19 protein-coding genes and 1 riboswitch are annotated in these 22,893 nt (G+C 43.5%); of the genes, 17 read left to right on the forward strand and 2 right to left on the reverse strand.

What is annotated here, in order from left to right:
• The first annotated feature begins 26 nt into the window (after positions 1-26).
• From HHA42_RS02340 to lpxC, 5 genes are all read left to right on the forward strand, one after another.
• Positions 27-956, forward strand: a complete 930-nt coding sequence (locus HHA42_RS02340) for a D-alanine--D-alanine ligase (RefSeq protein WP_168417697.1) — start codon at positions 27-29, stop codon at positions 954-956.
• Between the two features lie 2 nt (positions 957-958).
• On the forward strand, positions 959-1,813 hold the full coding sequence (locus HHA42_RS02345) for a cell division protein FtsQ/DivIB (protein ID WP_168417698.1): 855 nt from the start codon (positions 959-961) through the stop codon (positions 1,811-1,813).
• A 67-nt stretch (positions 1,814-1,880) separates the two neighbouring features.
• Complete coding sequence (ftsA, locus tag HHA42_RS02350) at positions 1,881-3,143, forward strand: cell division protein FtsA (protein ID WP_168460515.1); 1,263 nt, start codon at positions 1,881-1,883, stop codon at positions 3,141-3,143.
• 164 nt (positions 3,144-3,307) lie between these two features.
• Positions 3,308-4,489, forward strand: a complete 1,182-nt coding sequence (ftsZ, locus tag HHA42_RS02355) for a cell division protein FtsZ (protein ID WP_168417700.1) — start codon at positions 3,308-3,310, stop codon at positions 4,487-4,489.
• A 123-nt stretch (positions 4,490-4,612) separates the two neighbouring features.
• Positions 4,613-5,515 (forward strand): UDP-3-O-acyl-N-acetylglucosamine deacetylase, encoded by a 903-nt coding sequence (gene lpxC, locus HHA42_RS02360; RefSeq protein ID WP_168460517.1) that lies wholly within the window; start codon positions 4,613-4,615, stop codon positions 5,513-5,515.
• 97 nt (positions 5,516-5,612) lie between these two features.
• Here lpxC and HHA42_RS02365 read toward each other — a convergent pair whose 3' ends face one another.
• On the reverse strand, positions 5,613-6,053 hold the full coding sequence (locus tag HHA42_RS02365; RefSeq protein ID WP_168417702.1) for a DciA family protein: 441 nt from the start codon (positions 6,051-6,053) through the stop codon (positions 5,613-5,615).
• A gap of 106 nt (positions 6,054-6,159) precedes the next feature.
• Here HHA42_RS02365 and HHA42_RS02370 point away from each other — a divergent pair, with 106 nt between their 5' ends.
• From HHA42_RS02370 to recJ, 10 genes are all read left to right on the forward strand, one after another.
• Complete coding sequence (locus HHA42_RS02370) at positions 6,160-6,843, forward strand: M23 family metallopeptidase (RefSeq protein ID WP_168417703.1); 684 nt, start codon at positions 6,160-6,162, stop codon at positions 6,841-6,843.
• Positions 6,844-7,269: 426 nt separating this feature from the next.
• A complete protein-coding gene (gene aceE, locus HHA42_RS02375) occupies positions 7,270-9,972 on the forward strand; it encodes a pyruvate dehydrogenase (acetyl-transferring), homodimeric type (RefSeq protein ID WP_168417704.1) in 2,703 nt (900 codons plus the stop codon).
• A 2-nt stretch (positions 9,973-9,974) separates the two neighbouring features.
• Positions 9,975-11,933, forward strand: coding sequence for a 2-oxo acid dehydrogenase subunit E2 (locus tag HHA42_RS02380; protein ID WP_168525325.1), 1,959 nt, complete (start codon positions 9,975-9,977; stop codon positions 11,931-11,933).
• Positions 11,934-12,049: 116 nt separating this feature from the next.
• A riboswitch (yybP-ykoY riboswitch) is annotated at positions 12,050-12,208 on the forward strand.
• Between the two features lie 72 nt (positions 12,209-12,280).
• The gene (locus HHA42_RS02385; protein ID WP_136144497.1) at positions 12,281-12,856 is read left to right on the forward strand and encodes a TMEM165/GDT1 family protein; all 576 of its coding nucleotides are present in this window, start codon (positions 12,281-12,283) and stop codon (positions 12,854-12,856) included.
• A 185-nt stretch (positions 12,857-13,041) separates the two neighbouring features.
• Positions 13,042-13,839 (forward strand): MBL fold metallo-hydrolase, encoded by a 798-nt coding sequence (locus HHA42_RS02390; protein WP_168525327.1) that lies wholly within the window; start codon positions 13,042-13,044, stop codon positions 13,837-13,839.
• A 105-nt stretch (positions 13,840-13,944) separates the two neighbouring features.
• On the forward strand, positions 13,945-14,310 hold the full coding sequence (locus HHA42_RS02395; protein ID WP_168417707.1) for a YkgJ family cysteine cluster protein: 366 nt from the start codon (positions 13,945-13,947) through the stop codon (positions 14,308-14,310).
• 315 nt (positions 14,311-14,625) lie between these two features.
• Entirely contained in the window at positions 14,626-16,092 is a 1,467-nt protein-coding gene (gene guaB / locus HHA42_RS02400) for an IMP dehydrogenase (protein WP_168417708.1), read from the forward strand.
• A 120-nt stretch (positions 16,093-16,212) separates the two neighbouring features.
• Positions 16,213-17,544 (forward strand): phosphoglucosamine mutase, encoded by a 1,332-nt coding sequence (gene glmM, locus HHA42_RS02405; protein WP_168525329.1) that lies wholly within the window; start codon positions 16,213-16,215, stop codon positions 17,542-17,544.
• Between the two features lie 13 nt (positions 17,545-17,557).
• Entirely contained in the window at positions 17,558-18,214 is a 657-nt protein-coding gene (gene pdxH, locus HHA42_RS02410; protein WP_168525331.1) for a pyridoxamine 5'-phosphate oxidase, read from the forward strand.
• A gap of 13 nt (positions 18,215-18,227) precedes the next feature.
• Positions 18,228-19,931: a single-stranded-DNA-specific exonuclease RecJ gene (gene recJ, locus HHA42_RS02415; RefSeq protein ID WP_168525333.1), complete on the forward strand. Its 1,704-nt coding sequence runs from the start codon at positions 18,228-18,230 to the stop codon at positions 19,929-19,931.
• Between the two features lie 138 nt (positions 19,932-20,069).
• Here recJ and HHA42_RS02420 read toward each other — a convergent pair whose 3' ends face one another.
• Positions 20,070-20,858 (reverse strand): putative porin, encoded by a 789-nt coding sequence (locus HHA42_RS02420; protein ID WP_168369919.1) that lies wholly within the window; start codon positions 20,856-20,858, stop codon positions 20,070-20,072.
• Between the two features lie 444 nt (positions 20,859-21,302).
• Between HHA42_RS02420 and prfB the strand changes: the two genes are divergently transcribed.
• A protein-coding gene (prfB, locus tag HHA42_RS02425) for a peptide chain release factor 2 (protein WP_168417714.1) occupies positions 21,303-22,398 on the forward strand; the annotation gives its coding sequence in 2 pieces (ribosomal slippage) (positions 21,303-21,374 and positions 21,376-22,398; 1,095 coding nt in all).
• Between the two features lie 166 nt (positions 22,399-22,564).
• Entirely contained in the window at positions 22,565-22,864 is a 300-nt protein-coding gene (locus tag HHA42_RS02430; RefSeq protein WP_168417728.1) for a metalloregulator ArsR/SmtB family transcription factor, read from the forward strand.
• Positions 22,865-22,893: the final 29 nt, after the last annotated feature.

Genomic DNA, 22,893 nt, shown 5'->3' on the forward strand with positions numbered 1-22,893 from the left:
CAGTTTTAAAGTTTAAGGATATAAACGTGTCAAATGCTTCAAAGTTCGGCAAAGTTGCCGTGTTATTGGGTGGAAAATCTGCTGAACGTGAGGTTTCTCTAGACAGCGGGCAAGCGGTACTCGAAGCACTGCTACGTTCAGGGGTTCAAGCAGAAGCCTTTGATCCTCAGTCACGTAGTGTGACGGAATTGGTCAATTATGACCGTGCCTTTATTGTGTTACATGGGCGTGGTGGTGAAGATGGTCAAATTCAGGGTGTACTGGAGTGGTTGAATATTCCATACACGGGCACAGGTGTGCAAGGTTCAGCCATTGGCATGGACAAAGTCAAAACCAAGCAAATTTGGCAAGGTTCGGACTTGCCAACGGCACCTTATCGTATTGTTAGCAAAGATTCTAATATTGAAGAGGTGGTCGCAGCTCTAGGTTTGCCACTGATTATTAAGCCTGTGCATGAAGGTTCAAGCATTGGCATGAGCAAAGTTGAAAAAATGGAAGACTTTGCCGAAGCGGTAGCCAAAGCGACTGCACACGATGCCGTGGTCATGGCAGAAAAATGGATTACAGGGCGTGAATTTACCATTGTGTTACTGAATGGTCAGGCCTTGCCAATTATTCGTTTAGAGCCACCGAAAGATGTGGCGTTCTACGACTATGAAGCTAAATATCAGCGTAACGATGTGCAATATGGTATTCCATGTGGTTTAAGTGCCGCAGAAGAACAACAGTTACAGGCATTGGCTTTACGTGCTTTTCAGGCTGTGGGTGCAAGCGGCTGGGGCCGTATTGATGCCATGCAAGATGAGCAGGGCAATTTCTGGTTATTGGAAGTCAATACTGTGCCAGGCATGACCAGTCATTCTTTAGTGCCAAAAGCTGCAAATGCAGTGGGCTATAGTTTTGATGAGCTCTGTGTGGCGATTTTGGCACAAACCCTTACAGGTGAAGCGCACTAAGTATGGCTCAACTTCCAGCATCTTTGCGCCGTAAACGGGCAGCAATTACCTCAATTCATGATAAGCCACCGACAGCCAAAGAAAAGCTGATCAATTTTGGTGGCTGGGTAATGCTGTTTGTGGCGATGCTGGTATTGGCTGTTGGCGCTTATGCGTTATACACGGTGATGACCGATGCTCAAATTGCCAAGCTGGATGTGGTGGGTACGCGTTCAGATGCAGAACATCGTCAGGTCATGACCCATGTTAACCCTGTCATGAAAAAGAACTACTTTACCTCTGACCTAGAGCAAATTCGTGACACCACTTTAGAGTTGTCTTGGGTAGATCGGGTGGTGGTTTCCCGTGCTTGGCCAAATGCAATTCGGGTGCGGGTGATGCCTCGTCACGCCATTGCACGTTGGGGTACAGGGCGTTTACTAAGTGACAGTGGTGAGGTGTTTAGCGAAGTCACACCACAAAATAATCAACATTTGCCGTTATTACACGGCCCAGCGCATCAGTCTCAAATGATGATGCGCCGTTATAATGAAATTAACCAATTATTCTTACCCGTTAACGATCGTTTAAAAGAACTATATTTAACAGAGCGTATGACGTGGTTTATGCAGTTTGATTCAGGTCTACGTGTTATTGTAGATAAAGATCAAACCATGAGTAAGCTGCAACGTTTGGGGCATCTTGCACAAAGTGATTTAAAACCTGTATGGTCTAAAATCTCGGCTATTGACTTGCGTTATCGCAATGGTTTAGCCATTCAGTGGAAAAACTCCATTGCACCTAAAATTGCAAATGGTCACTTTGTTGTAACGATTGATGACACAAGTATTGCAGAGGGAATAAGAGCAAAGCCATAATATTGGGCTTTAAAAAAATAGAGGCATTAAGCCATAAATTAAACATACTGGTAATGGTAGTAAATAAATGAGTGAAGCTGTTCCCTCGGTTGTTGCGATTGACATTGGGACGCACAAAGTTTCAGTTTTGATTGGTAAGGTTCATGCGCCAGACAATATCCAAGTGATTGGTATGGCGACTGCGCGTAACCGCGGCATGAATAAAGGCAAAATTGTCAGTCTTGATAAAGTCATCACGGCTATTAAAAATGCTGTGCAGGAAGCAGAAGATATGGCTGAATGTCGTGTGCATTCGGCATGGATTTCTATTCCAAGTGCAGAACTCAAAAGCTTTTATGCCTCTGGTCGCACTTCAATTGAAAACAGTGAGCACATGATTACCACCAGTGAAGTGGTGCGTGCTTTAGATTTAGCCAAAGCCAGTCATCTCACCTCAGACCATTATTTGGTGAGCGCAGTGCCGCTTGGTTTCGATTTAGACGATTCTGGCGAATGGGTACAAAACCCGATTCGTATGTCGGCACATAGCATGACGGGGCATTATCAGTTAATGATGTTGCCTATTAGCACCATGCAGAATTTAGACCGTGCCTTAAAAGGGGCCAATATTGGTGTCGAAAAAATGGTGGTGTCTAATTTGGCAACCGCAGAAGCCAGTTTGCTGAAAGATGAAAAAGAATATGGTGTGTGTCTGGTCGATTTAGGCGCAGGTACCACCAGCATGGCGGTTTATTTAGATGGTCGTCTAGCGTTGGCACACACTTTGCAGCGTGGTGGTGAACACGTGACTCGTGATATTGCGGCTGTATTGCAAACCACGACAGAAGAAGCTGAACGTATCAAATTATTGCACGGCTGTGTTGATATGAAAGTGGTCAAGCCTGATCACATGATTCAGATTCAGGGTATTGATGGGCCTCAAACCATTAGTCGGATTGAACTGACCGAAATTATTATTGCGCGTTACGAAGAAATTTTTACACAAATTCGTCAGGAACTGGAAAAAAGTGGTGCTATCCATGGTTTATATCATGGTGTGGTATTGGCAGGTGATGCTGCACAAATTGAAGGCATGATCAGTTTGGTACGCCGTATGTTGGGCGTGTCTGCACATTTGGGTAACCATCCTGCACAAGTGTATGCAGATGAACCGCATCAAGCCGCTTTACGTCGTTCGCAATATGCGACTGCAGCAGGGTTGTTGCTTTATAGTCAAAATTATACCCATGACACGATTGTTGAACATGAAGACCCTGAAACCTTATCGGTGTGGGGGCGTGTGGGACGTGCGTGGTCAGGGTTAAACGAAAAGTTAAAATCGATTTTTTAAGTTGAGTTTTTTGGGAATATTGTTAGGAAGTTGTACGGATCATCGCTTGTACTTGACAAGCCAGAAGTTGAACAGCATTCTTAAAAATAATTTTTTATGAAGATCAAGGCAGTATACGGGCTTAAGTGACTGCCAATTATTATGTATTAGGAAATCTAAAGGTCATGGCCTCATTTGAATTTTTTGAAGATGATCAAACCGATAGCAACGGTCAAGCCCGTTTCACTGTGTTTGGTGTAGGTGGTGCAGGCGGTAATGCTGTGCAACACATGCTGGAGTCCGATATTCAGGGTGTAAAATTTGTTTGTGCTAACACTGACAAACAAGCACTAGATCGTATGAATTCGCAGTTTAAAATCCAGTTGGGTGAGCAAAGCACGCGTGGTTTAGGTGCGGGCGGCGATCCTCAAGTGGGGCAAACTGCAGCAGAAGAAAGCCGTGAACTGATCTGCCAACAACTTGAAGGCACAGATATGGTATTTGTGACCGCAGGTATGGGTGGCGGTACAGGTACAGGTGCTGCCCCTGTCGTGGCTGAAATTGCGAAAGAAATGGGTATTTTGACTGTTGGTGTGGTCACAACACCGTTCAATTTTGAAGGTAAACGCCGTTTGCTGTCTGCCGAAAAGGGTATTGCCGCTTTAGAACAATATGTCGACTCGTTAATCATTATTCCAAACCAGCGTTTAATGAAAGTTTATCGCGACATTTCCATGAAAGATGCGTATAAAAAAGCCGATGACGTTTTACTGAACGGTGTGCGCAGTATTTTTGATTTGGTGGTACGTCCTGGTCACATCAACCTTGACTTTGCAGACTTGAAAACTGCAATGAGTACACGTGGTTATGCCATGATGGGTGTGGGTTCTGGTCGTGGTGAAAACCGTGCTCGTCAAGCAGCTGAACAAGCGATTCGCAGTCCATTGTTAGACAGCGTGACGATTGCCAATGCCAAAGGCTTGTTAATTAACGTCACAGGTGGTGAAGACGTGACCTTCGGTGAAATCGAAGAGATCATGGATGTGATTCATCAGCTTTCAGATACTGAGCAAACTCAAGTGTTCTATGGCACTGTGTTTGATCCAGATGCACGTGACGAAATTAGCGTGACTGTGATTGCTACAGGTTTGGCTCGTAATACAGGCGATACGCCAGAGCCAGCGAAACGCACTGTGACTCAAACTGCAGCTGCAGCTCCTGCCGCAGCAGTAGAAGAAGATGATGTGCCTGCCATTCAGCGCCAACAAGCAGATGCTGCGCCGATCAGCGCAACCAGTACTTCGGGTGCTGCACGCCCAACGCCAATGAGTATTCAAGACTATTTGAAAAATCAGCAGCGTAAATAAGCCAAGATCATCAATTTAATTGTATGATCGGGAAAAGGCAGTTTTAAACTGCCTTTTTTGTTTTTTATCAATGGCTAAATATGCTAACGTATAGCGGTTTTAAAATTTAGATGAATTGAGAACATGCTGAAACAACGTACCCTACAACGTGTCGTCAAGGCGAGCGGTATTGGTCTGCACAGTGGTCAAAAAGTTTTGATCAACTTTGTGCCGCATCATGCCGATGGGGGAATTGTGTTTCGTCGTATCGATTTAAACCCACCTGTGGATATTCCAGCCAATGCCATGCTGATTCAGGAAGCATTCATGTGCTCGAATTTGGTTCAAGAAGATGCCAAAGTCGGCACCATTGAGCATGTGATGAGTGCGATTGCGGGTTTAGGTATTGATAACCTGATTATTGAAGTTTCTGCTTCTGAAGTGCCAATTATGGACGGCAGTGCTGGGCCTTTTATCTATTTATTGATGCAGGGTGGCTTGAAAGAACAAGACGCTGCAAAAAAGTTCATCAAAATTTTAAAACCTGTAGAAGCATTAATTGATGATAAACGTGCGGTATTTAGTCCGCATGAAGGTTTTCAGCTCAATTTCACCATCGACTTTGATCACCCTGCCTTTAAAAAAGAATATCAGTCAGCCACCATCGACTTTTCGACAGAAACTTTTGTCTATGAAGTCAGTGGCGCACGCACTTTTGGCTTTATGAAAGATTTGGACTATTTAAAAGCCAATAATTTGGCTTTGGGTGCAAGTTTAGATAATGCCATTGGGGTGGATGATACTGGCGTGGTCAATGAAGAAGGTTTGCGCTTCTCTGATGAGTTTGTGCGTCATAAAATTTTAGATGCAGTAGGGGATTTATATTTGCTTGGGCATCAAATTATTGCCAAGTTTGATGGCTATAAATCAGGACATGCGTTAAATAATCAGTTATTACGCAATGTTCAGAGTGATCCAAGTAGTTATGAAATTGTAACATTTGATGACATAAATTCTTGCCCGATCAGTTATGTCCAAGTGACATAAGTCATTGTCTTTTCTTGCTAACGTTATAATGTAACAATAGAAAGTGTGACACAAATCACAAGTTTGCATTCGAGTTTTTGGAGTTTTCTGCAAACAATTATTTTTTATTGCTTGCCAAACGTAACAAAGCTTGGCTAAGCTTAGGGTCGCTCACAAAGTCAGCAGCACCTCGTAACATATCTTGAGTTTCTGGACTAAGTGTTTTTAAAGGCTTTTCACTCTTTTGGGGTGTTTGAGATTCAACTCTCAATCGAACCTGAATTTTTTGCAAGTCTTTAAGTTCATGCAGTTGTGACAGTTGAGTAATGTATTGCTTTTGCAAATAGCCAAGTTGGCTCACCATTGCCTGATTGGTTCCGGTAATGGTTAAGACACCTTGCTGATAACAAACCACCTGCCATTGCTCTGGTTGCGGCAGTAAAGGTTGAATAAGTTTGCTAAGTTTCTGCCATGCAGCAACTTGGGTTGAGAGAAACGTTAGGTTTCCTGTTTTTATGTGTTTTCTTGTTTGTTGAAAGAGATTCACAGGTTCGGACATACATCATTCCTTCATGTTTATGCCCTAATCTTATGCGCTCCTTTCAGTAGATATCAAGGAAGAGATCACAAGGAACTTCAAGTAAGAACAGTTAAGAGGTTTTTTTATGCATTCACGCCGTATTTTATTAGCGTTTTCACTGGCAGCTTCTGCTGCATCTGTTGCATTTGCAGACTTGGTTGAGTTAGATTCACAAAATTCATCAACTGACCGTATTGAACAATTAACACGTACCTTGTCTCAAGGTTCTTATACTGAATCACAAGATATTGACGTTCCTGCACAAACGCAGATGACGGTTAAACTGCGTGAAAAAACTACAGAATTAAATAACGCGTCTTTAGCCAAAAAATATGGTTCTAATACCAGCACCCGTTTTGCTTCTTCAAATCCTTATTCGTGGTTAGTGTCACATCCTTTACCGAATGCACGTGTTAGCTCGAACTATGGCGGTCGCGTGATGAGTGGTCGTGCTGAAAACCATTCTGGCTTAGACCTTGCTGCACCAAGCGGTACACCAATTTATGCGACTGGCCCTGGTGTTGTGACTAAATCAGGCTGGGGCACAGGCTATGGTCAATATGTAGAAATTAACCATGGCAATGGCTATCTTACACGTTATGCACACGCTTCACGTTTGATTGCACGTGTGGGCGACCGTGTTGAAGCGGGTGAACATATTGCCAATGTTGGCTGTACAGGTCGTTGTACAGGCCCACACCTTCATTATGAAGTTGTGAAAGATGGCAAGCGCAAAAATCCTTCAACTTATTTAGCGATGTTGCCGTAATTGGTACGCTAATTTAAGCGATTGGCTTGTAGTAATTACTAAGACCAACACAGAATTGGATTAAATTAAAGCGGCGTCAGTCGCTTTTATTTGGTCTGGTGTTTAGTCAGAGTTTAAATAGTTAACAATATCTGCATTGCATGAGTTATTAAAACAAATCAAAATGCTTTGCTGTATTTACGCCCTGAGTAATTTAATATTAGCCATTCACTTATCACTTAGAAAAATAATAACAGCCAGTGCAGCAACTATTGTATAAAAAACCGCCTATATTGGCGGCTTTTTGTTATCTCGTGTAAGTAAATGTCAATCAGTATTTATTTGCTAAATAGTGTGGCAGATGCGCATTTAAGTTTAGCCATATCTACTAAAGTCTAAAATATGTTACATATAAACGCATACGATTAGGCTTAGGAATAGTGAACTATGGCGTTTTATGGTGATACGGACGCACAAGAAACCCAAGAATGGCAAGACGCCTTTGATGCTGTGTTACAACACATGGGAACAGAACGAGCAGCATTTTTACTAGAAAAGCTGTATCAACGTGCAATTGCAAAGCATGTTCCCATTCAGCGATTAAATACTCCCTACCTGAATACCATTTCAGTTGAAGAACAACCTGCCATGCCAGGCGATCAGGATATGGAACGCCGTATTCGTGCGTTAATTCGCTGGAATGCGTTGGCCATGGTGTTACGTGCCAATAAAACAGGTGATGATTTAGGTGGTCACTTGGCCAGCTTTGCTTCTTCAGCAACCTTATATGATGTCGGTTTTAACCATTTCTTCCGTGCTAACAGCGACCATTTTGGCGGTGACATGATCTACTATCAAGGTCACTGTGCACCCGGGATTTATGCACGTTCATTCTTGGAAGGGCGTTTAACCGAAGATCAATTGAATAATTTCCGCCGTGAAGTGGGTGGTAACGGTTTACCGAGCTATCCACATCCTTATTTAATGCCAGATTATTGGCAGTTCCCAACGGTGTCGATGGGTCTGGGCCCGATCATGTCGATTTATCAGGCACACATCCAAAAATATTTAATGAACCGTGGTTTGATTAAAGAAGAAGACCGTAAGGTGTGGGCGTATTTGGGCGATGGTGAAATGGATGAGCCAGAAAGTCTGGGCGCAATTTCACTGGCAGGCCGTGAAAAGCTAGATAACCTGATTTGGGTGGTGAACTGTAACTTACAACGTCTAGATGGCCCTGTACGTGGTAACGGTAAAATCATTCAAGAGTTGGAATCGTTATTCCGTGGTGCGGGCTGGCGCGTGATTAAAGTGGTTTGGGGCCGTCATTGGGATGCCTTATTAGATAAAGATGACTCAGGTGCACTAAGAGCCATTATGGAAGAAGCGGTGGATGGTGATTATCAGCGCTTACAAGTTAAAGGTGGTGCCTACGCACGTGAGAAATTCTTTGGCAAGTATCCTGAAGCCAAAGAACTGGTTAAAGATTTAAGCGATGAAGATATTGATAACCTGAACCGTGGTGGTCACGATCCGTATAAAGTGTTTGCGGCTTATGCGGAAGCATGTAAGGCCAAAGGTCAGCCAACGGTAATTTTAGCCAAAACGGTAAAAGGTTATGGCTTGTCTGATGAAATTGAAGCGGTGAACAAAACTCACCAAATCAAAAAAATGCAGTTGGACTCTTTAAAATATGTACGTGACCGCTTTAACTTGCCATTTAGTGATGAGCAACTCGAAGAAGTGCCGTTCTATCGTCCAAGTGAAAACTCGCCTGAATTAAAATACATGAAAGCGCGTCGTGAGGCTTTAGGTGGTTATTTGCCTGCACGTCGCAAAGACAGCGAGGCCTTGGAAATTCCCGCACTATCCGTTTTTGATTCAGTCTTGGCGGGTTCAGGTGGCAAAGAACAATCTACGACGATGGTGATGGTGCGTTTAATTTCTGCTTTGCTGAAAGAAAAAGCCATTAAAGACCGTGTGGTGCCAATCGTTCCTGATGAAGCACGTACTTTCGGTTTAGAAGGGATGTTCCGCCAGTTGGGTATTTATGCCGCACATGGGCAAAAATATACCCCTGAAGACCAAGAACAGTTAATGCATTATCGTGAAGCCAAAGACGGTCACATGCTGCAAGAAGGGATTAACGAAGCGGGTGCGATGAGTGCTTGGGCGGCGTTAGGCACCAGTTATTCAACCAATAACCTGCCTATGATTCCAATGTATATGTATTACTCTATGTTTGGTTTCCAGCGTATTGGTGATATTGCATGGGCTGCGGGCGATGCACAGGCTCAAGGCTTCTTGTTAGGAGCGACTGCAGGGCGTACCACACTGAATGGTGAAGGCTTGCAACACCAAGATGGTCATTCACATATTTTAGCCAACACCATTCCAAACTGTGTGTCTTATGACCCATGTTTTGGCTATGAGCTTGCGGTGATTGTGCATGATGGTTTGCAGCGTATGTATGTGAATCAGGAGCGTGTGTTCTATTACTTAACCGTTATGAACGAAAACTACGAGCATCCTGAAATGCCACAAGGTGTTGAAGAAGGTATTAAACGTGGTATGTATTTACTGCAGGAAGATGAAAAAGCCACTGTTCAATTGCTAGGTTCGGGCGTGATTTTACGTGAAGTGATCAAAGCTGCGAAAATCTTGCGTGAAGAGTATCAAATTCATGCCAACGTCTACAGTGTGACCAGTTTTAACGAATTGGCACGTGATGGTATGGCGTGTGAAGAATACAACCGCTTGCATCCACTGGCAGAAGAAAGCAAAGAGCCATGGGTGTCGCAACAACTGCGAGGTACAGATGGTATTGTAGTTTCTGCAACCGACCATGTACGTGCGTATAGCGAACAGATTCGTGGTTACTTGCCAGACAACCGTCCATTCGTTGCTTTAGGTACAGATGGATATGGCCGCTCAGATACCCGTGGCAACTTGCGTAGCTACTTTGGTGTGGATGCAGCACACATTGTGGTAGCAACCTTGAAAAAGTTAGCAGATGAGGGCGAAGTCGATGCGCGTTTAGTCAAAGATGCGATTTCGACCTTTGAGTTGGATACCGACCGTCCTGTAGCGTGGGCACCGCAAGCGGTTCCTGAAGTACAAGCTGTTGCTGACTACAAAGAGGAGCACTGATCATGCAAATTCAAACACCTGATATTGGTGTCGATAAAGCCACAGTTGCTGAAATTATGGTCAAAGTTGGCGACACAATTGCAGTTGATGACAGCATTGTTTTACTGGAATCTGACAAAGCCTCAGTGGAAGTACCTAGCACTGCCGCAGGGGTAGTCAAAAGTATTTTAGTGCAGCAGGGTGATGAAGTTGCCGAAGGTGCAGTTTTGGTTGAACTCGAAGCCGATGCACAAAGCTCTGTAGTTGCAGAACCTGCCCCACAAGCTGAAGTACAGACTGCTGAGGAACTAACGGAACAAGTTGCTACTGAAGCGCCAAGCACAGCTGCATCTGCAACCACGCAAGAAGTTGATGTGCAAGTGCCTGACATTGGCGTGGAAAAAGCGGTGGTTGGTGAAATTTTGGTACAAGTGGGCGATGCCATTGAGGTAGATCAAAGCCTGATTGTGGTGGAATCAGATAAAGCCACAGTAGAAGTGCCAAGTACTGTGTCGGGTACAGTGACTGCCATTGCTGTGACTACTGGGGATACTGTAAAAGAAGGTGTGGTGATTCTCACTGTGAAAACAGTAGCTACTACTGCAGCGACACAAGCACAGCCAGCTCAAGCGCCAAAAGCAGAAATGGTGGCAGAAGAAGCTTCAACAGCATCTACGCCATCACAAGCAGCATCTGCTCAGGTAGATGTATCTGTACCTGATTTAGGTGTAGATAAAGCCACGGTTGCAGAAATTTTGGTACAAGTCGGTGATACGGTTAGTGCAGATCAAAGTCTGATTGTGGTGGAGTCAGATAAAGCCACAGTGGAAGTCCCTAGTACAACTGCAGGGGTCATTCAAGCCATTCATGTGGAATTGGGACAAAGTGTTACACAGGGCAATGCCTTGGTGAGTATCACCACGCAAAGCACAGCAACCGCTTCTGCACGTCAGGCACCTACAGCCTCTGTGACTGCAGCAAGTCCAACACCTGCTACAGTAACAACGGCTCAAGTAGAGCTGGCAGCTGAACCTGTTAATGTGGACAAGCTCAGCAAAGCACAAAACGAAGCCAATGCAAAAGTCTATGCAGGCCCTGCGGTACGTAAACTGGCGCGTGAGTTAGGGGTGGTTTTGGCCGATGTCAAAGCCACTGGCCCACATGCGCGGGTTATGAAAGAAGACTTGAAAGCTTATGTCAAAGCGCGCCTCACTGCGCCGCAAGCTGCGCCAGTTGCCACTACTGCGCAAGTGGCAGGTCTACCAAAACTGCCAGACTTTAGCGCCTTTGGTGGTGTGGAAGAACATGCATTGACACGTTTGCAACAAGTGTCAATTCCGCAACTGTCATTAAACAATTACATTCCACAAGTCACACAATTTGATTTAGCCGACATTACCGAGCTGGAAGCATGGCGTGGTGAATTGAAAGGCAACTTTAAAAAAGAAGGTGTCAGCCTGACCATTTTGGCGTTTATTGCCAAAGCTGTGGCGCACTTACTTAAGGCTGAACCATATTTCGCTGCGCATTTGGCAGATGATCAAAAGTCGGTACTGTTGCGTAAAGAAATTCATATGGGTATTGCGGTTGCAACACCTGATGGCCTGACTGTACCTGTACTGCGTCATCCAGATCAAAAATCGATTAAACAAATTGCAATTGAACTGGGTGAACTTAGTCAAAAAGCGCGTGATAAAAAATTGTCACCAAAAGACTTACAAGGTGCAAACTTTACCATTACCAGTTTAGGTTCGATTGGCGGGACAGCATTTACCCCGTTGGTGAACTGGCCGCAGGTCGCAATTTTGGGTATTTCCCCAGCGACCATGCAGCCTGTCTGGAATGGTGAAGGTTTTGATCCACGCTTGATGTTGCCATTGTCATTGTCGTATGACCATCGTGTCATCAACGGTGCCGATGCAGCACGTTTTACCCATAAACTGACTCAGTTGTTGGCTGATATTCGGAGTTTACTGCTCTAAATCAAGTCAAAAAATTTACTTAAAACCCTGCTACGGCAGGGTTTTTTGTGACTTATTTTTATTCGCTTTGATGTCAGCACAGCATTTGCTTAAGCACACTATTCCGTTTAGAATAGGCTTACTTCATTGGGGAGTAGCCGCTTTTTACTTACGGGGTTTAAACCGCATCAAGTAAAAAGGTGATGGTCAACATATTTGTTCCACAGAACATGGTCATCATAGCAAAGAACCAAGTCTGCTTTTTCAAGCTTTCTTTTGTTGGCAAGACCTTTGATTTATCACTCTGCAGATTTTGGCTAGCAGGAGGGATAGGTCATTGGTATGTGTGCTAGCCAGAGAAAAACATCATGTATGAATTCCTCATCTCGACTGCCATTGTCGCTTTAGCTGAAATGGGTGATAAAACCCAGTTACTGGCGTTATTACTCGCAGCCCGCTTTCGTAAACCTGCCCCTATTTTAGTTGCCATTTTATTGGCAACGCTGATTAACCATGGTCTTTCTGCAGTGTTAGGGCAGTGGATTACCACTGTGCTGAGTCCAGAAGTCTTGTTGTGGATTTTATCTTTAGGCTTTATTGCAATGGCCATCTGGATGCTGATTCCAGACCAGTTGGACGATGAAACCGAAAGTATCAACAAATGGCAAAAATATGGTGTGTTTGGTGCAACCTTTGTGCTGTTCTTTTTGGCAGAAATTGGCGACAAAACCCAAATTGCCACGGTGGCTTTAGCGGCACGTTATGACAGCATTTTCTGGGTTATGCTGGGTACGACATTGGGTATGATGCTCGCCAATGCGCCTGCGGTATTTATTGGTAATAAACTGGCAACCCGCTTGCCAATTGCTTTAATTCATAAAATTGGCGCACTGATTTTCTTAATTATTGGTGTATCGACCTTGGCACAGCATTATTTCTTCTAGAGAATCAGTGGATGTGTATAAATCCTGAGCAAAATGCTTGGGATTTATTTTTGTAAGTTGTGATGCAATTCACTGATATTTCAGATAATCCAAGCTATTTTATTTATTGTAACTTTCCATAAATAGCTATATGTTATTCAGTCATAGAAAATGTATTTTTAAAATGAAAAAATTGGGGTTTGGTTATGGCATTTGACCGTACAACATCGCAGGTCTTATTTGATAATGGGACACACAAATGTATTAGTTTTACCAGTTTGGTCAAAGGTGAAGGTGTTCAGGCCAACCAATTTTTGATTATTGATAATAATCGTGCTGCGGTGCTAGACCCAGGTGGCGACCTGACCTATGTGCCACTGACCATGGAATTAAACAAATATACCCGTTTGACCAATCTTGATTATGTCATGGCATCGCACCAAGACCCAGACATCATCACTTCAATGCCGCGTTGGTTGGTCTATACTGAAGCAAAAATTGTAGCATCAAAATTATGGGCGCGTTTCTTGCCGCACCTAAGCTCATCTTTTATGAGTGATCGTATGAAAGGCGACTGGCTAGATCGTTTGGTGGAGCTACCAGATGAAGGACAGGCGATTCATTTGGGTGAGTCTAAAATTATTGCTGTGCCTGCGCACTTCTTGCACTCTGTCGGTAATTTCCAGTTTTATGATCCTATTGCTAAAATTTTATTTTCTGGCGATATGGGTGCATCGATGGTAGAAGACGCTTCAATTCCATTGACTGATTTTGCTGCGCATATTCCTACTATGAAAGGCTTTCATCAGCGCTATATGTGTTCCAATAAAGTGATTCGCCTCTGGGTGAATATGGTACGCAGCATGGACGTAGAAATGATTGTGCCGCAACACGGTACGCCTTTTGTGGGCAAAGAGCAGGTGAATCAATTCCTTGATTGGATTGAAACACTGGAATGTGGTATCGATTTGATGGATGAGCACGTATTTAGCTGTCCTGAATAAGTGACAAAAAAAGCTAAAAAACCGTAAAAAAAACTTGAGTGCAAAAACAACTTTTTTTAAGATTTTCGCCCAAAAACGATTTTTTTGATGGCGAGAACTTAACGAATGTTGTCTCAAGTACCTACACAGGATGCCTGCTTAAGCTGTGGCGCATGTTGCGCTTATTTCCGTGTTTCATTTTATTGGGCAGAAGGCATGAATATGCCTGAGCACTACACGGAACCAGTGACAGCAGTGTATTCATGTATGTGCGGAACCAATCAGAGTCAGCCACGTTGTATTGCTTTACAAGGTGAGGTTGGACAGCAGGTCAGTTGCGGGATTTATGAATTGCGCAGCAGCTCTTGCAAAGAAGTACAAATTGCCGATGACCAATGCAACAAAGCCCGCCTTGCACATAATATGATTCCATTTGTGCAAATTGAACCTGCGATTCCAGTCAATGATGATGACTTTGATCAAGTGGTTTAAGGCCTAGAGTAAACAGATTGAATAAGCAAAGCTTCGGCTTTGCTTTTTTAATGACTAAATTTTGTTGGGATCGTTTAATCATTTTTTATTGAGGCTTTAATGAGGTATATGAAAGATCAAAGCTATTCCATTGACCCAGACAGCGGCTAGAAAAAAGGCTTGAGCGTGGGTGAGCAGATTTTTAGATGAAAAATACTGTTTTTTGCCGTCAGACAACCCCAGTTAGGCAGAATAAAAAATATTTCTTAGAGAACAAATGAAATTTGTGCCCAGATTTGTTTATAATGGCTCACGGAAATTACCAGTGAGACTGTTATGCTGACCATCGTTCAAGAAGCGTTAACCTTCGATGATGTCTTATTACTCCCTGCCTATTCTACTGTTCTCCCAAAAGATGTCTCCTTAAAGACACGTTTTACGCGCGGCATTGACCTGAATATTCCGCTTGTTTCAGCGGCAATGGATACAGTGACTGAATCACGTATGGCAATTGCGATGGCGCAAAACGGTGGTATTGGTATTCTACATAAAAACATGGACATCGTAGCGCAAGCTGCCGAAGTGCGCCGTGTGAAAAAATTCGAAGCGGGTATGGTGAAAGATCCAATTACCGTAACCCCAGAAACCACAGTACGTGAATTGATTGCGCTGACCCAAGCCAACAACATCAGCGGTGTGCCTGTGGTCAAAGATGGCAAAGTAGTGGGTATTGTGACAGGACGTGACACACGTTTTGAAACAAACCTTGAACAACCTGTCAGCAACATCATGACTGGCCAAGATCGTTTAGTGACTGTACGCGAAGACGAATCTAAAGAAAATATTCAAGCTTTATTGCAACAACACCGCATTGAAAAAGTGTTGGTTGTTAATGAAAATCAAGAGCTTAAGGGCTTAATTACGGTGACCGATTTCCGTAAAGCAGAATTGTATCCAAACAGCTGTAAAGATGATTTAGGTCGTTTACGTGTGGGTGCTGCAGTCGGTACAGGTGCAGAAACACCAAGCCGTGTAGAAGCGTTGGTTGAAGCAGGTGTTGATGCAATTGTGGTGGATACTGCTCACGGTCACTCTGCAGGTGTAATTGAACGTGTACGTTGGGTAAAAGCTAACTATCCACAAGTTCAAGTCATTGGCGGTAATATCGCAACGGGTGATGCTGCTTTGGCATTGTTAGATGCAGGTGCAGACGCAGTAAAAGTCGGGATTGGCCCAGGTTCAATCTGTACCACACGTATTGTGGCGGGTATTGGTATGCCGCAAATTTCTGCAATTGACTCTGTTGCCAATGCATTAAAAGAACAGATTCCATTAATTGCCGATGGTGGTATTCGCTTCTCTGGCGATATGGCGAAAGCTATTGGCGCAGGTGCAAGTACCATTATGGTTGGTTCATTGCTTGCGGGTACTGAAGAAGCACCGGGCGAAGTTGAATTCTTCCAAGGCCGTTACTACAAAGCTTACCGTGGCATGGGTTCATTGGGTGCAATGGCGGGTGCAACAGGTTCTGCAGACCGTTATTTCCAAGACTCTAAAGCAGGTGCAGAAAAACTTGTACCAGAAGGTATTGAAGGTCGTGTGCCGTATAAAGGTCCAATGGGCAACATTGTGCATCAAATGATGGGCGGTCTACGTTCATCTATGGGTTATACCGGTTCTTCAACCATTGAAGACCTACGTCAGAATGCAAAATTCGTGAAAATTACTGCAGCAGGTATGCAGGAATCTCACGTGCATGATGTGACGATTACTAAAGAAGCGCCGAACTATCGTGTTGGTTAATTTTTAGTATCGTTTTCAAATAAAAGCCGTCATCTATATGACGGCTTTTTCATTTTTGGTGTAAAGTAACTTGCAGTAAAAAAGTGATGATAAAGATCACCTCTAAGAAGTGAGAACAATATGAGTTATTTTGGTACAGACGGCATTCGAGGGAAGTTCGGAGAGTTACCTATTACACCTGAATTTGCATTAAAACTGGGTTTTGCAGCAGGTAAAGTTTTAAAAAAGCACACCAAAAAAAATAAACCAATTGTGGTATTGGGTAAAGATACACGTCTTTCAGGCTATATTTTAGAAGCAGCATTACAGGCGGGTCTGAATGCCGCAGGTGTATATGTACACTTGTTGGGCCCATTACCCACCCCAGCCATTGCACACTTAACTCGTGCTTTGCATGCCAGTTTAGGCATTGTGATTTCAGCATCACATAACCCGTATTTTGATAACGGAATTAAATTTTTCTCAGGCGAAGGGAAAAAACTTCCAGATACGTTACAAGAAGAAATTAACCAAGAATTACAACAAGAGTTAAAAATTGAAGACACAGCCAACTTGGGTAAAAGTGTTCGTGTAAAAGATGCCAATGGGCGTTATATCGAGTTCTGTAAATCGACTTTCCCGTATCATTTAGATTTAAATGACCTGACCATTGTGGTCGATTGTGCCAACGGTGCAGCCTATAACGTCGGCCCTGCAGTATTCCGTGAACTGGGTGCCAAAGTCTTTGCTATTCACAATGAACCGAATGGTTTAAATATTAATGAACATTGTGGTTCGACTCATCCTGAGCATTTACAAAAGGCAGTGTTGGATCATCAAGCCGATTTGGGGATTGCTTTTGATGGCGATGCAGACCGTGTAATTTTGGTAGACCGTCATGGTAAGCTGATTGATGGTGACCACATTTTATATATTCTTGCCACGCAAGGCTCGAAAAAGCCTGCAGGAATTGTGGGTACATTGATGAGCAATATGGCCTTGGAGTTGGCTTTAGAAAAAGCTCAAGTACCTTTATTGCGTGCCAATGTCGGTGACCGTTATGTGCTGCAAGGTTTGGAAGAAAATGGCTGGGTTATTGGTGGCGAACCATCGGGTCATATTCTAACCTTGGACAAGAGCACCACAGGTGATGCCATTATTGCGGCACTGCAAGTATTAACGGTGATGGTAGAACAAAACAAAGCCCTAGATGAATTGGTTGCAGACTTTAAACTGTTGCCAAATGTGCTAGAAAATGTACGTTTAGAGAATATGTTTGACCCGTATGCGGTGCCAGCATTGGTTGCAGAATTTGATCGTGCAACTGAGCAGCTCAAAGGTCGTGGCCGTCTATTGATTCGTAAATCGGGTACTGAACCTGTGATTCGCGTGATGGTGGAAGGCGATGATTTGGCAGAAGTAAGTGCATTGGCAAAACATTTGGCAGATGCTGTACGTCGTCATGCAATCTAAAGGGGTATAAATCGTGAGTGATTTAATCAAGGATTTAAGTGAATTACGTTTAAGTTACCAAAAAGGTGAATTGTTGGAAGCGCAGGTGAGTGCCAATCCGCATATTCAGTTTTTGAATTGGTTTAACCATGCTTTAGAGGCTAAATTACATGAACCCTATGCCATGTCATTGGCCACCGCCAATGCCCAAGGTCGCCCGCATGTGCGTACAGTATTACTGCGCGGAGCAACCGAGTCAGGCTATGACTTTTATACCAATTATGACAGTCAAAAAGGGCTAGATTTAGCAGCGAATCCTTATGCGGAATTATTGTTTTACTGGCCTGAGCTAGAACGTCAAATTCGGGTGAGTGGCTATGTTGAAAAAATTGATGAGCAAGAGTCGACCGCGTACTATCACAAACGCCCACGTGACAGTCAGATTGCTGCGCATATTAGTACCCCGCAAAGTGGTGTGATTGCTAGCCGTGAGGAATTACAGGCACGTTTTCAGGACTTGCATGTTCAAGTGGGGGATCAGTCAGAATTACAAAAACCTGTATTCTGGGGCGGTTACCGCTTACAGCCAGATTATTATGAGTTTTGGCAAGGTCGTCCGAACCGTTTGCATGACCGTTTACGTTATGAAAAAATTGAGGGCGAATGGTCGTTACAACGCTTGATGCCTTAAATTACTGGAAACTATGTCAAAAATTCAAATAAAACAAAGACCTTTACTAACACGCCCTGAAAGTTTTCAGGGCGTCTCCACATTTGTTGCCCAGATTTTAGCGCGCCGTGGGGTGACGTCTGAACAGGAACTTGAGCTCAAGCTCAAACATCTGCTTGCCCCAAGTATGAAAGGTTTGCCTGAGGCAATTCAGTTGATGGATCAGGCGATTGATCAGCAGAAAAAAATAGTGATTGTGGGCGATTACGATGCCGATGGTGCTACCAGTACCGCATTGATGATGTTGGCCTTACGCGACATGGGGGCGCAGGTACAGTATTTGGTGCCTGACCGCTTTAAATATGGTTATGGCTTAACTCCCGCCATTGCCGATTTGGCTTTTGAGCGTTATGCCCCTGATTTATTAATTACTGTAGATAATGGCATTTCCAGTCACACGGGAGTTGAGCGTGCTCAAGCTTTGGGGATGCAGGTCATCATTACCGATCATCATCTCACCACGAAAGCCACGCCCAATGCAGAAGCCGTGGTCAATCCAAATCAACTGGGCTGTGATTTTCCAAGTAAAGCTTTGGCGGGAGTGGGCGTGGCATTTTACGTTTTGGCGAACTTATCCAGTCAGCGTAAAAAACAGGGCAAACCTGCTGCAAATTTGACTCAATATTTAGATTTAGTGGCTTTGGGTACCTATGCCGATGTCGCCAGTCTGGATTATAACAACCGTATTTTGGTGGATGCAGGCTTAAAACGGATACAGCAGAATTTATGTCGTCCAGGGATTAGCGCATTGCTGGACTTGGCAGGACGTGAACCCGCACAGCTCAAAGCGCAGGATTTAGGTTTTGTCTTGGGGCCACGTATTAATGCTGCGGGACGCATGGAAACCATGGACATTGGAATTGAGTGTTTATTGGCAGCGGATATGCAAAGTGCCTATGCTTTGGCGCGTCAGTTAAATGCTTTGAATCAGGAACGCCGTCAGGTTGAAGGGCAAATTAAACAGGATGCGCTGGCAGAATTGGAAAAGCTGCAGTTAGATCAAAGCGATTTACCGCATGCGTTGATTATGTTTGAAGAACATTGGCACCAAGGTGTGATTGGGATTGTTGCAGGACGCTTAAAGGAACAGTTTCATCGTCCTGCAATTGTATTTGCTGCCGATGAAGATGGTGAGCATATCAAAGGTTCTGCCCGTTCAATTGAGGGGATTCACATACGTGACACTATAGAATTGGTTGCAGAACAATATCCACACTTGGTTAGTCATTTTGGTGGGCATGCGGTGGCGGCAGGTTTGACCATTAAAAAGGCGCACTTTGCAGAATTTAAACAGGTTTTTGAACAGATCATTGCGCAAATGGATGCGGATTTATTTCAGGCCGTGCTGTGGACAGATGGTGAATTGCCACAAGAGGCTTTTCATTTACACACGGTGGATTTATTACAGCATTTGGCGCCGTGGGGGCAGAAATTTCCGCAGCCTGTGTTTGAAGGACGGTTTAAAGTGGTCGATTTTAGATGGTTGAAGGACACCCATTTAAAATTACGTTTGGCATTGGACAATGGGCAAGTGGTTGATGCGATTGCGTTTGGTGCCAAAGATAAATTTGAATTTAACCCGATGCGGGATAATGTGCGTTTGGTTTATGAATTAGAGCGCAATGTGTTTAATGGCAATGTGAGTTTGCAGTTGCATATTGTGCACTTGGAGCAGTAATCCAAATAAAAAATCCGCTCAATTTGAGCGGATTTTTTTGCTTGAATGCACAATTTCTGCCTCACTGCTTTATTTTAGTGCATAAAAAAGCACCCTTCCGAAGAAGAGTGCTGTTTGAGTAAGTAATAAGACTTAAGCTTAGAAGCGATATTTCGCAGCGACACCAAAACTATTGTAGTCAGCATTACCAGCTTCACCAAAGCCTACACGGCCTTCTAAGCTCACTTGTGGGGTAAAGAATTTACGTGCATTGATACCAAACTCGTTAGTATTTTGAAGATCATTGTCGTAATAATCCACACCTACACTTAGGGTTTTATCAATGTAGTAGTCTGCTGCCAAATTGTATTCATCGAGATCACCAAATGCAGCACCTGCTTCAAGGTTGATGTCTTTACCATTTGAAAGTGTAGTTACATATTTGGCACGTAATGTTGGGTCTACGCCATCGTCGTTGTCATCGTCATAGCCTTTAAGACCTGCGGCAATTAGCAAGCCTGGTGCTGGTAAATAACCGACTTCTGCTTGATAATAAGTTGTATCCCAATCATATTTTTGACCAAATTGATTTACAGATTCGCGCTCATTTTGGCTTACACCACCCGATAAATAAAAATCAGAATTCGGTACAAATACTTCTACATTAGCACCGTAAGTATTACTGTCGGTATTACCACGGTCTGCAAATGTTGCATATGCACCAACATTACTAGCACGGTCAAGATAGGCTGCTTCAGCTAAAGGCGCATTACGGGTTTGTACAGGGTTAAAGTAATAAGTACCATCTACACCAAAAGCGTTGCCTGAACTACCGTTGTCTGGATCGACATAAGCTGCTGATGCACCAATTTCAGCTTGGTATGCGTTCGCAGTACCAGTGATAGCCAAAGCTGAAAGTAGGGCTGATGCGATTGCTAATTTTTTCATGGAAAGTACCCCTCTGAATCTGGTTAACAGTTAAACTTTTTGTTACAACTTTCAGTCTAGGCGAAAAAAAATCAGCGTCAATCACAGGAGAGTTACCGCTTTGTTACAAGCGTTAATTTGTGTAATTTTTTGAGTTTAAGTGATTGAAATAAAAATGAAATAATTAAATGTTTTGTTTTATTAAAACTATGTGGATTTTGTGAATTTTCTAAATATTGACTATAAAACCATCAAATATGTGTCAGTTCTCCTTCAACGCTAGAGCAAATGGAAATTGCAGATCTAAATATTTCAGGCAAATTTAAGCTGAATATGTGTAGGCATTGGCTGGCTATTTATGTCTAGAAAAGTTGTATGGGAAATAGCAGCAGGGTGGCAATGCCTGAACAGGTCTGTGCTACAATTATTGGTTATTGAGCTTCATTGTTAATTGAGAGAATTTGCGTGGAAATTAATCCTTATCTAAACCAATTAAAAGACTTGAACGAACGTGGTCAAACACTACGGGGGTATCTTTGACTACGATCTGAAAAAAGAGCGTTTAGAAGAGGTTCTCCGCGAGTTAGAAGACCCTGCCATTTGGAATGATCAAAGTCGTGCTCAAGCGATGGCCAAAGAAAAAGGCGAACTTGAGAATGTGATTAATGTTCTGGAAGGTTTGGCAACCCAGTTGGAAGATGCACAAGCCATGCTGGATTTGGCGGTTGAAGCAGATGATGAAGACTTATTGGTTGATGTGCAGTCAGAGTTGACCTCTGCTGAAGAAGAGCTGGCCAAATTAGAATTCCGTCGTATGTTCAGCAACCCAATGGATCCAAATCCGTGTTATGTCGAAATTCAGGCAGGTTCGGGCGGTACAGAAGCGCAGGATTGGGCATCTATGTTGCTACGTATGTATATGCGCTGGATTGAACGCCATGGCTTTAAAGCAGAATTGATGGAAGAGTCAGATGGCGATGTGGCAGGGATTAAATCTGCAACTATTCGTGTAGAAGGCGAGTATGCCTATGGTTGGTTACGTACTGAATCGGGCGTACATCGTTTAGTGCGTAAGTCACCATTTGATTCGGGTAACCGTCGTCATACGTCATTCTCGGCAGTGTTTGTTTCGCCAGAAGTGGATGACAACATTGAAATTGATATTAACCCTGCCGATGTTCGTACTGATACTTACCGTGCTTCAGGTGCGGGTGGTCAGCACATTAACAAAACTGACTCTGCGGTACGTTTAACCCACGCACCAACAGGTATTGTGGTGGCTTGTCAGAACCAGCGTTCGCAACACGCCAACCGTGACCACGCATGGAAACAGTTACGTGCCAAGTTATACGAACTGGAAATGAGCAAACGTAATGAGGCGGCTCAAGCACTGGAAGACTCGAAGTCAGATATTGGTTGGGGCAGCCAAATTCGTTCTTATGTATTGGATGACTCGCGGATTAAAGACTTGCGTACAGGGGTGGAAACCTCAAATACGGGTGCAGTTTTAGATGGTGATTTAGACAAATTTATTGAAGCCAGTTTGAAACAAGGCCTGTAAGTTTAAATTCACAGTACCCAATAAGCCTGCCCAATTCGGTTGATCTGCTTAAATTGTTTAAACAATTTGTATAAATCGTAAAAAAGCGATATTAATATCGAAAAAATACGATATATTAAAGGCAGCTGCTGAATTGGGCTTATATTTACGAATATGTGTCTGAATGATGGATGTCGATTTAATATTTAAAGCCTTAGCCAATCCTACCCGTCGGCAAATTTTAGAATGGTTAAAAGCACCAGACCAATTTTTGTCGGTAGAAGAGTGTGGCGACTTTAAGCGTGGCGTATGTGCGGGACACATTGAGCGTTTGGGCAAGGTGTCGCAATCGACCATGTCAAATCATTTATCGGTACTGCAACAGGCAGGCCTTATTCGTGCAGAAAAGTATGGGCAATGGTCGTATTTTTCTCGTAATGAAGCACTGATTCAGCAATACATCGAATATTTAAAACACTCACTCTAAACAGTCGCATGTTGCAGTGAGTCATGAGG

Origin of the sequence: Acinetobacter sp. A3 (assembly GCF_012371415.1) — a bacterium.
GTDB lineage: Bacteria > Pseudomonadota > Gammaproteobacteria > Pseudomonadales > Moraxellaceae > Acinetobacter.

Coding starts and splice junctions, on each gene's coding strand:
- guaB (WP_168417708.1), top strand. CDS start 14,626: ATGCTGACCATCGTTCAAGAAGCGTTAACCTTCGATGATGTCTTATTA.
- recJ (WP_168525333.1), top strand. CDS start 18,228: ATGTCAAAAATTCAAATAAAACAAAGACCTTTACTAACACGCCCTGAA.
- HHA42_RS02395 (WP_168417707.1), top strand. CDS start 13,945: ATGTTGTCTCAAGTACCTACACAGGATGCCTGCTTAAGCTGTGGCGCA.
- HHA42_RS02430 (WP_168417728.1), top strand. CDS start 22,565: ATGGATGTCGATTTAATATTTAAAGCCTTAGCCAATCCTACCCGTCGG.
- aceE (WP_168417704.1), top strand. CDS start 7,270: ATGGCGTTTTATGGTGATACGGACGCACAAGAAACCCAAGAATGGCAA.
- HHA42_RS02380 (WP_168525325.1), top strand. CDS start 9,975: ATGCAAATTCAAACACCTGATATTGGTGTCGATAAAGCCACAGTTGCT.
- HHA42_RS02385 (WP_136144497.1), top strand. CDS start 12,281: ATGTATGAATTCCTCATCTCGACTGCCATTGTCGCTTTAGCTGAAATG.
- glmM (WP_168525329.1), top strand. CDS start 16,213: ATGAGTTATTTTGGTACAGACGGCATTCGAGGGAAGTTCGGAGAGTTA.
- lpxC (WP_168460517.1), top strand. CDS start 4,613: ATGCTGAAACAACGTACCCTACAACGTGTCGTCAAGGCGAGCGGTATT.
- HHA42_RS02370 (WP_168417703.1), top strand. CDS start 6,160: ATGCATTCACGCCGTATTTTATTAGCGTTTTCACTGGCAGCTTCTGCT.
- HHA42_RS02390 (WP_168525327.1), top strand. CDS start 13,042: ATGGCATTTGACCGTACAACATCGCAGGTCTTATTTGATAATGGGACA.
- ftsZ (WP_168417700.1), top strand. CDS start 3,308: ATGGCCTCATTTGAATTTTTTGAAGATGATCAAACCGATAGCAACGGT.
- HHA42_RS02345 (WP_168417698.1), top strand. CDS start 959: ATGGCTCAACTTCCAGCATCTTTGCGCCGTAAACGGGCAGCAATTACC.
- ftsA (WP_168460515.1), top strand. CDS start 1,881: ATGAGTGAAGCTGTTCCCTCGGTTGTTGCGATTGACATTGGGACGCAC.
- HHA42_RS02365 (WP_168417702.1), bottom strand. CDS start 6,053: ATGTCCGAACCTGTGAATCTCTTTCAACAAACAAGAAAACACATAAAA.
- HHA42_RS02420 (WP_168369919.1), bottom strand. CDS start 20,858: ATGAAAAAATTAGCAATCGCATCAGCCCTACTTTCAGCTTTGGCTATC.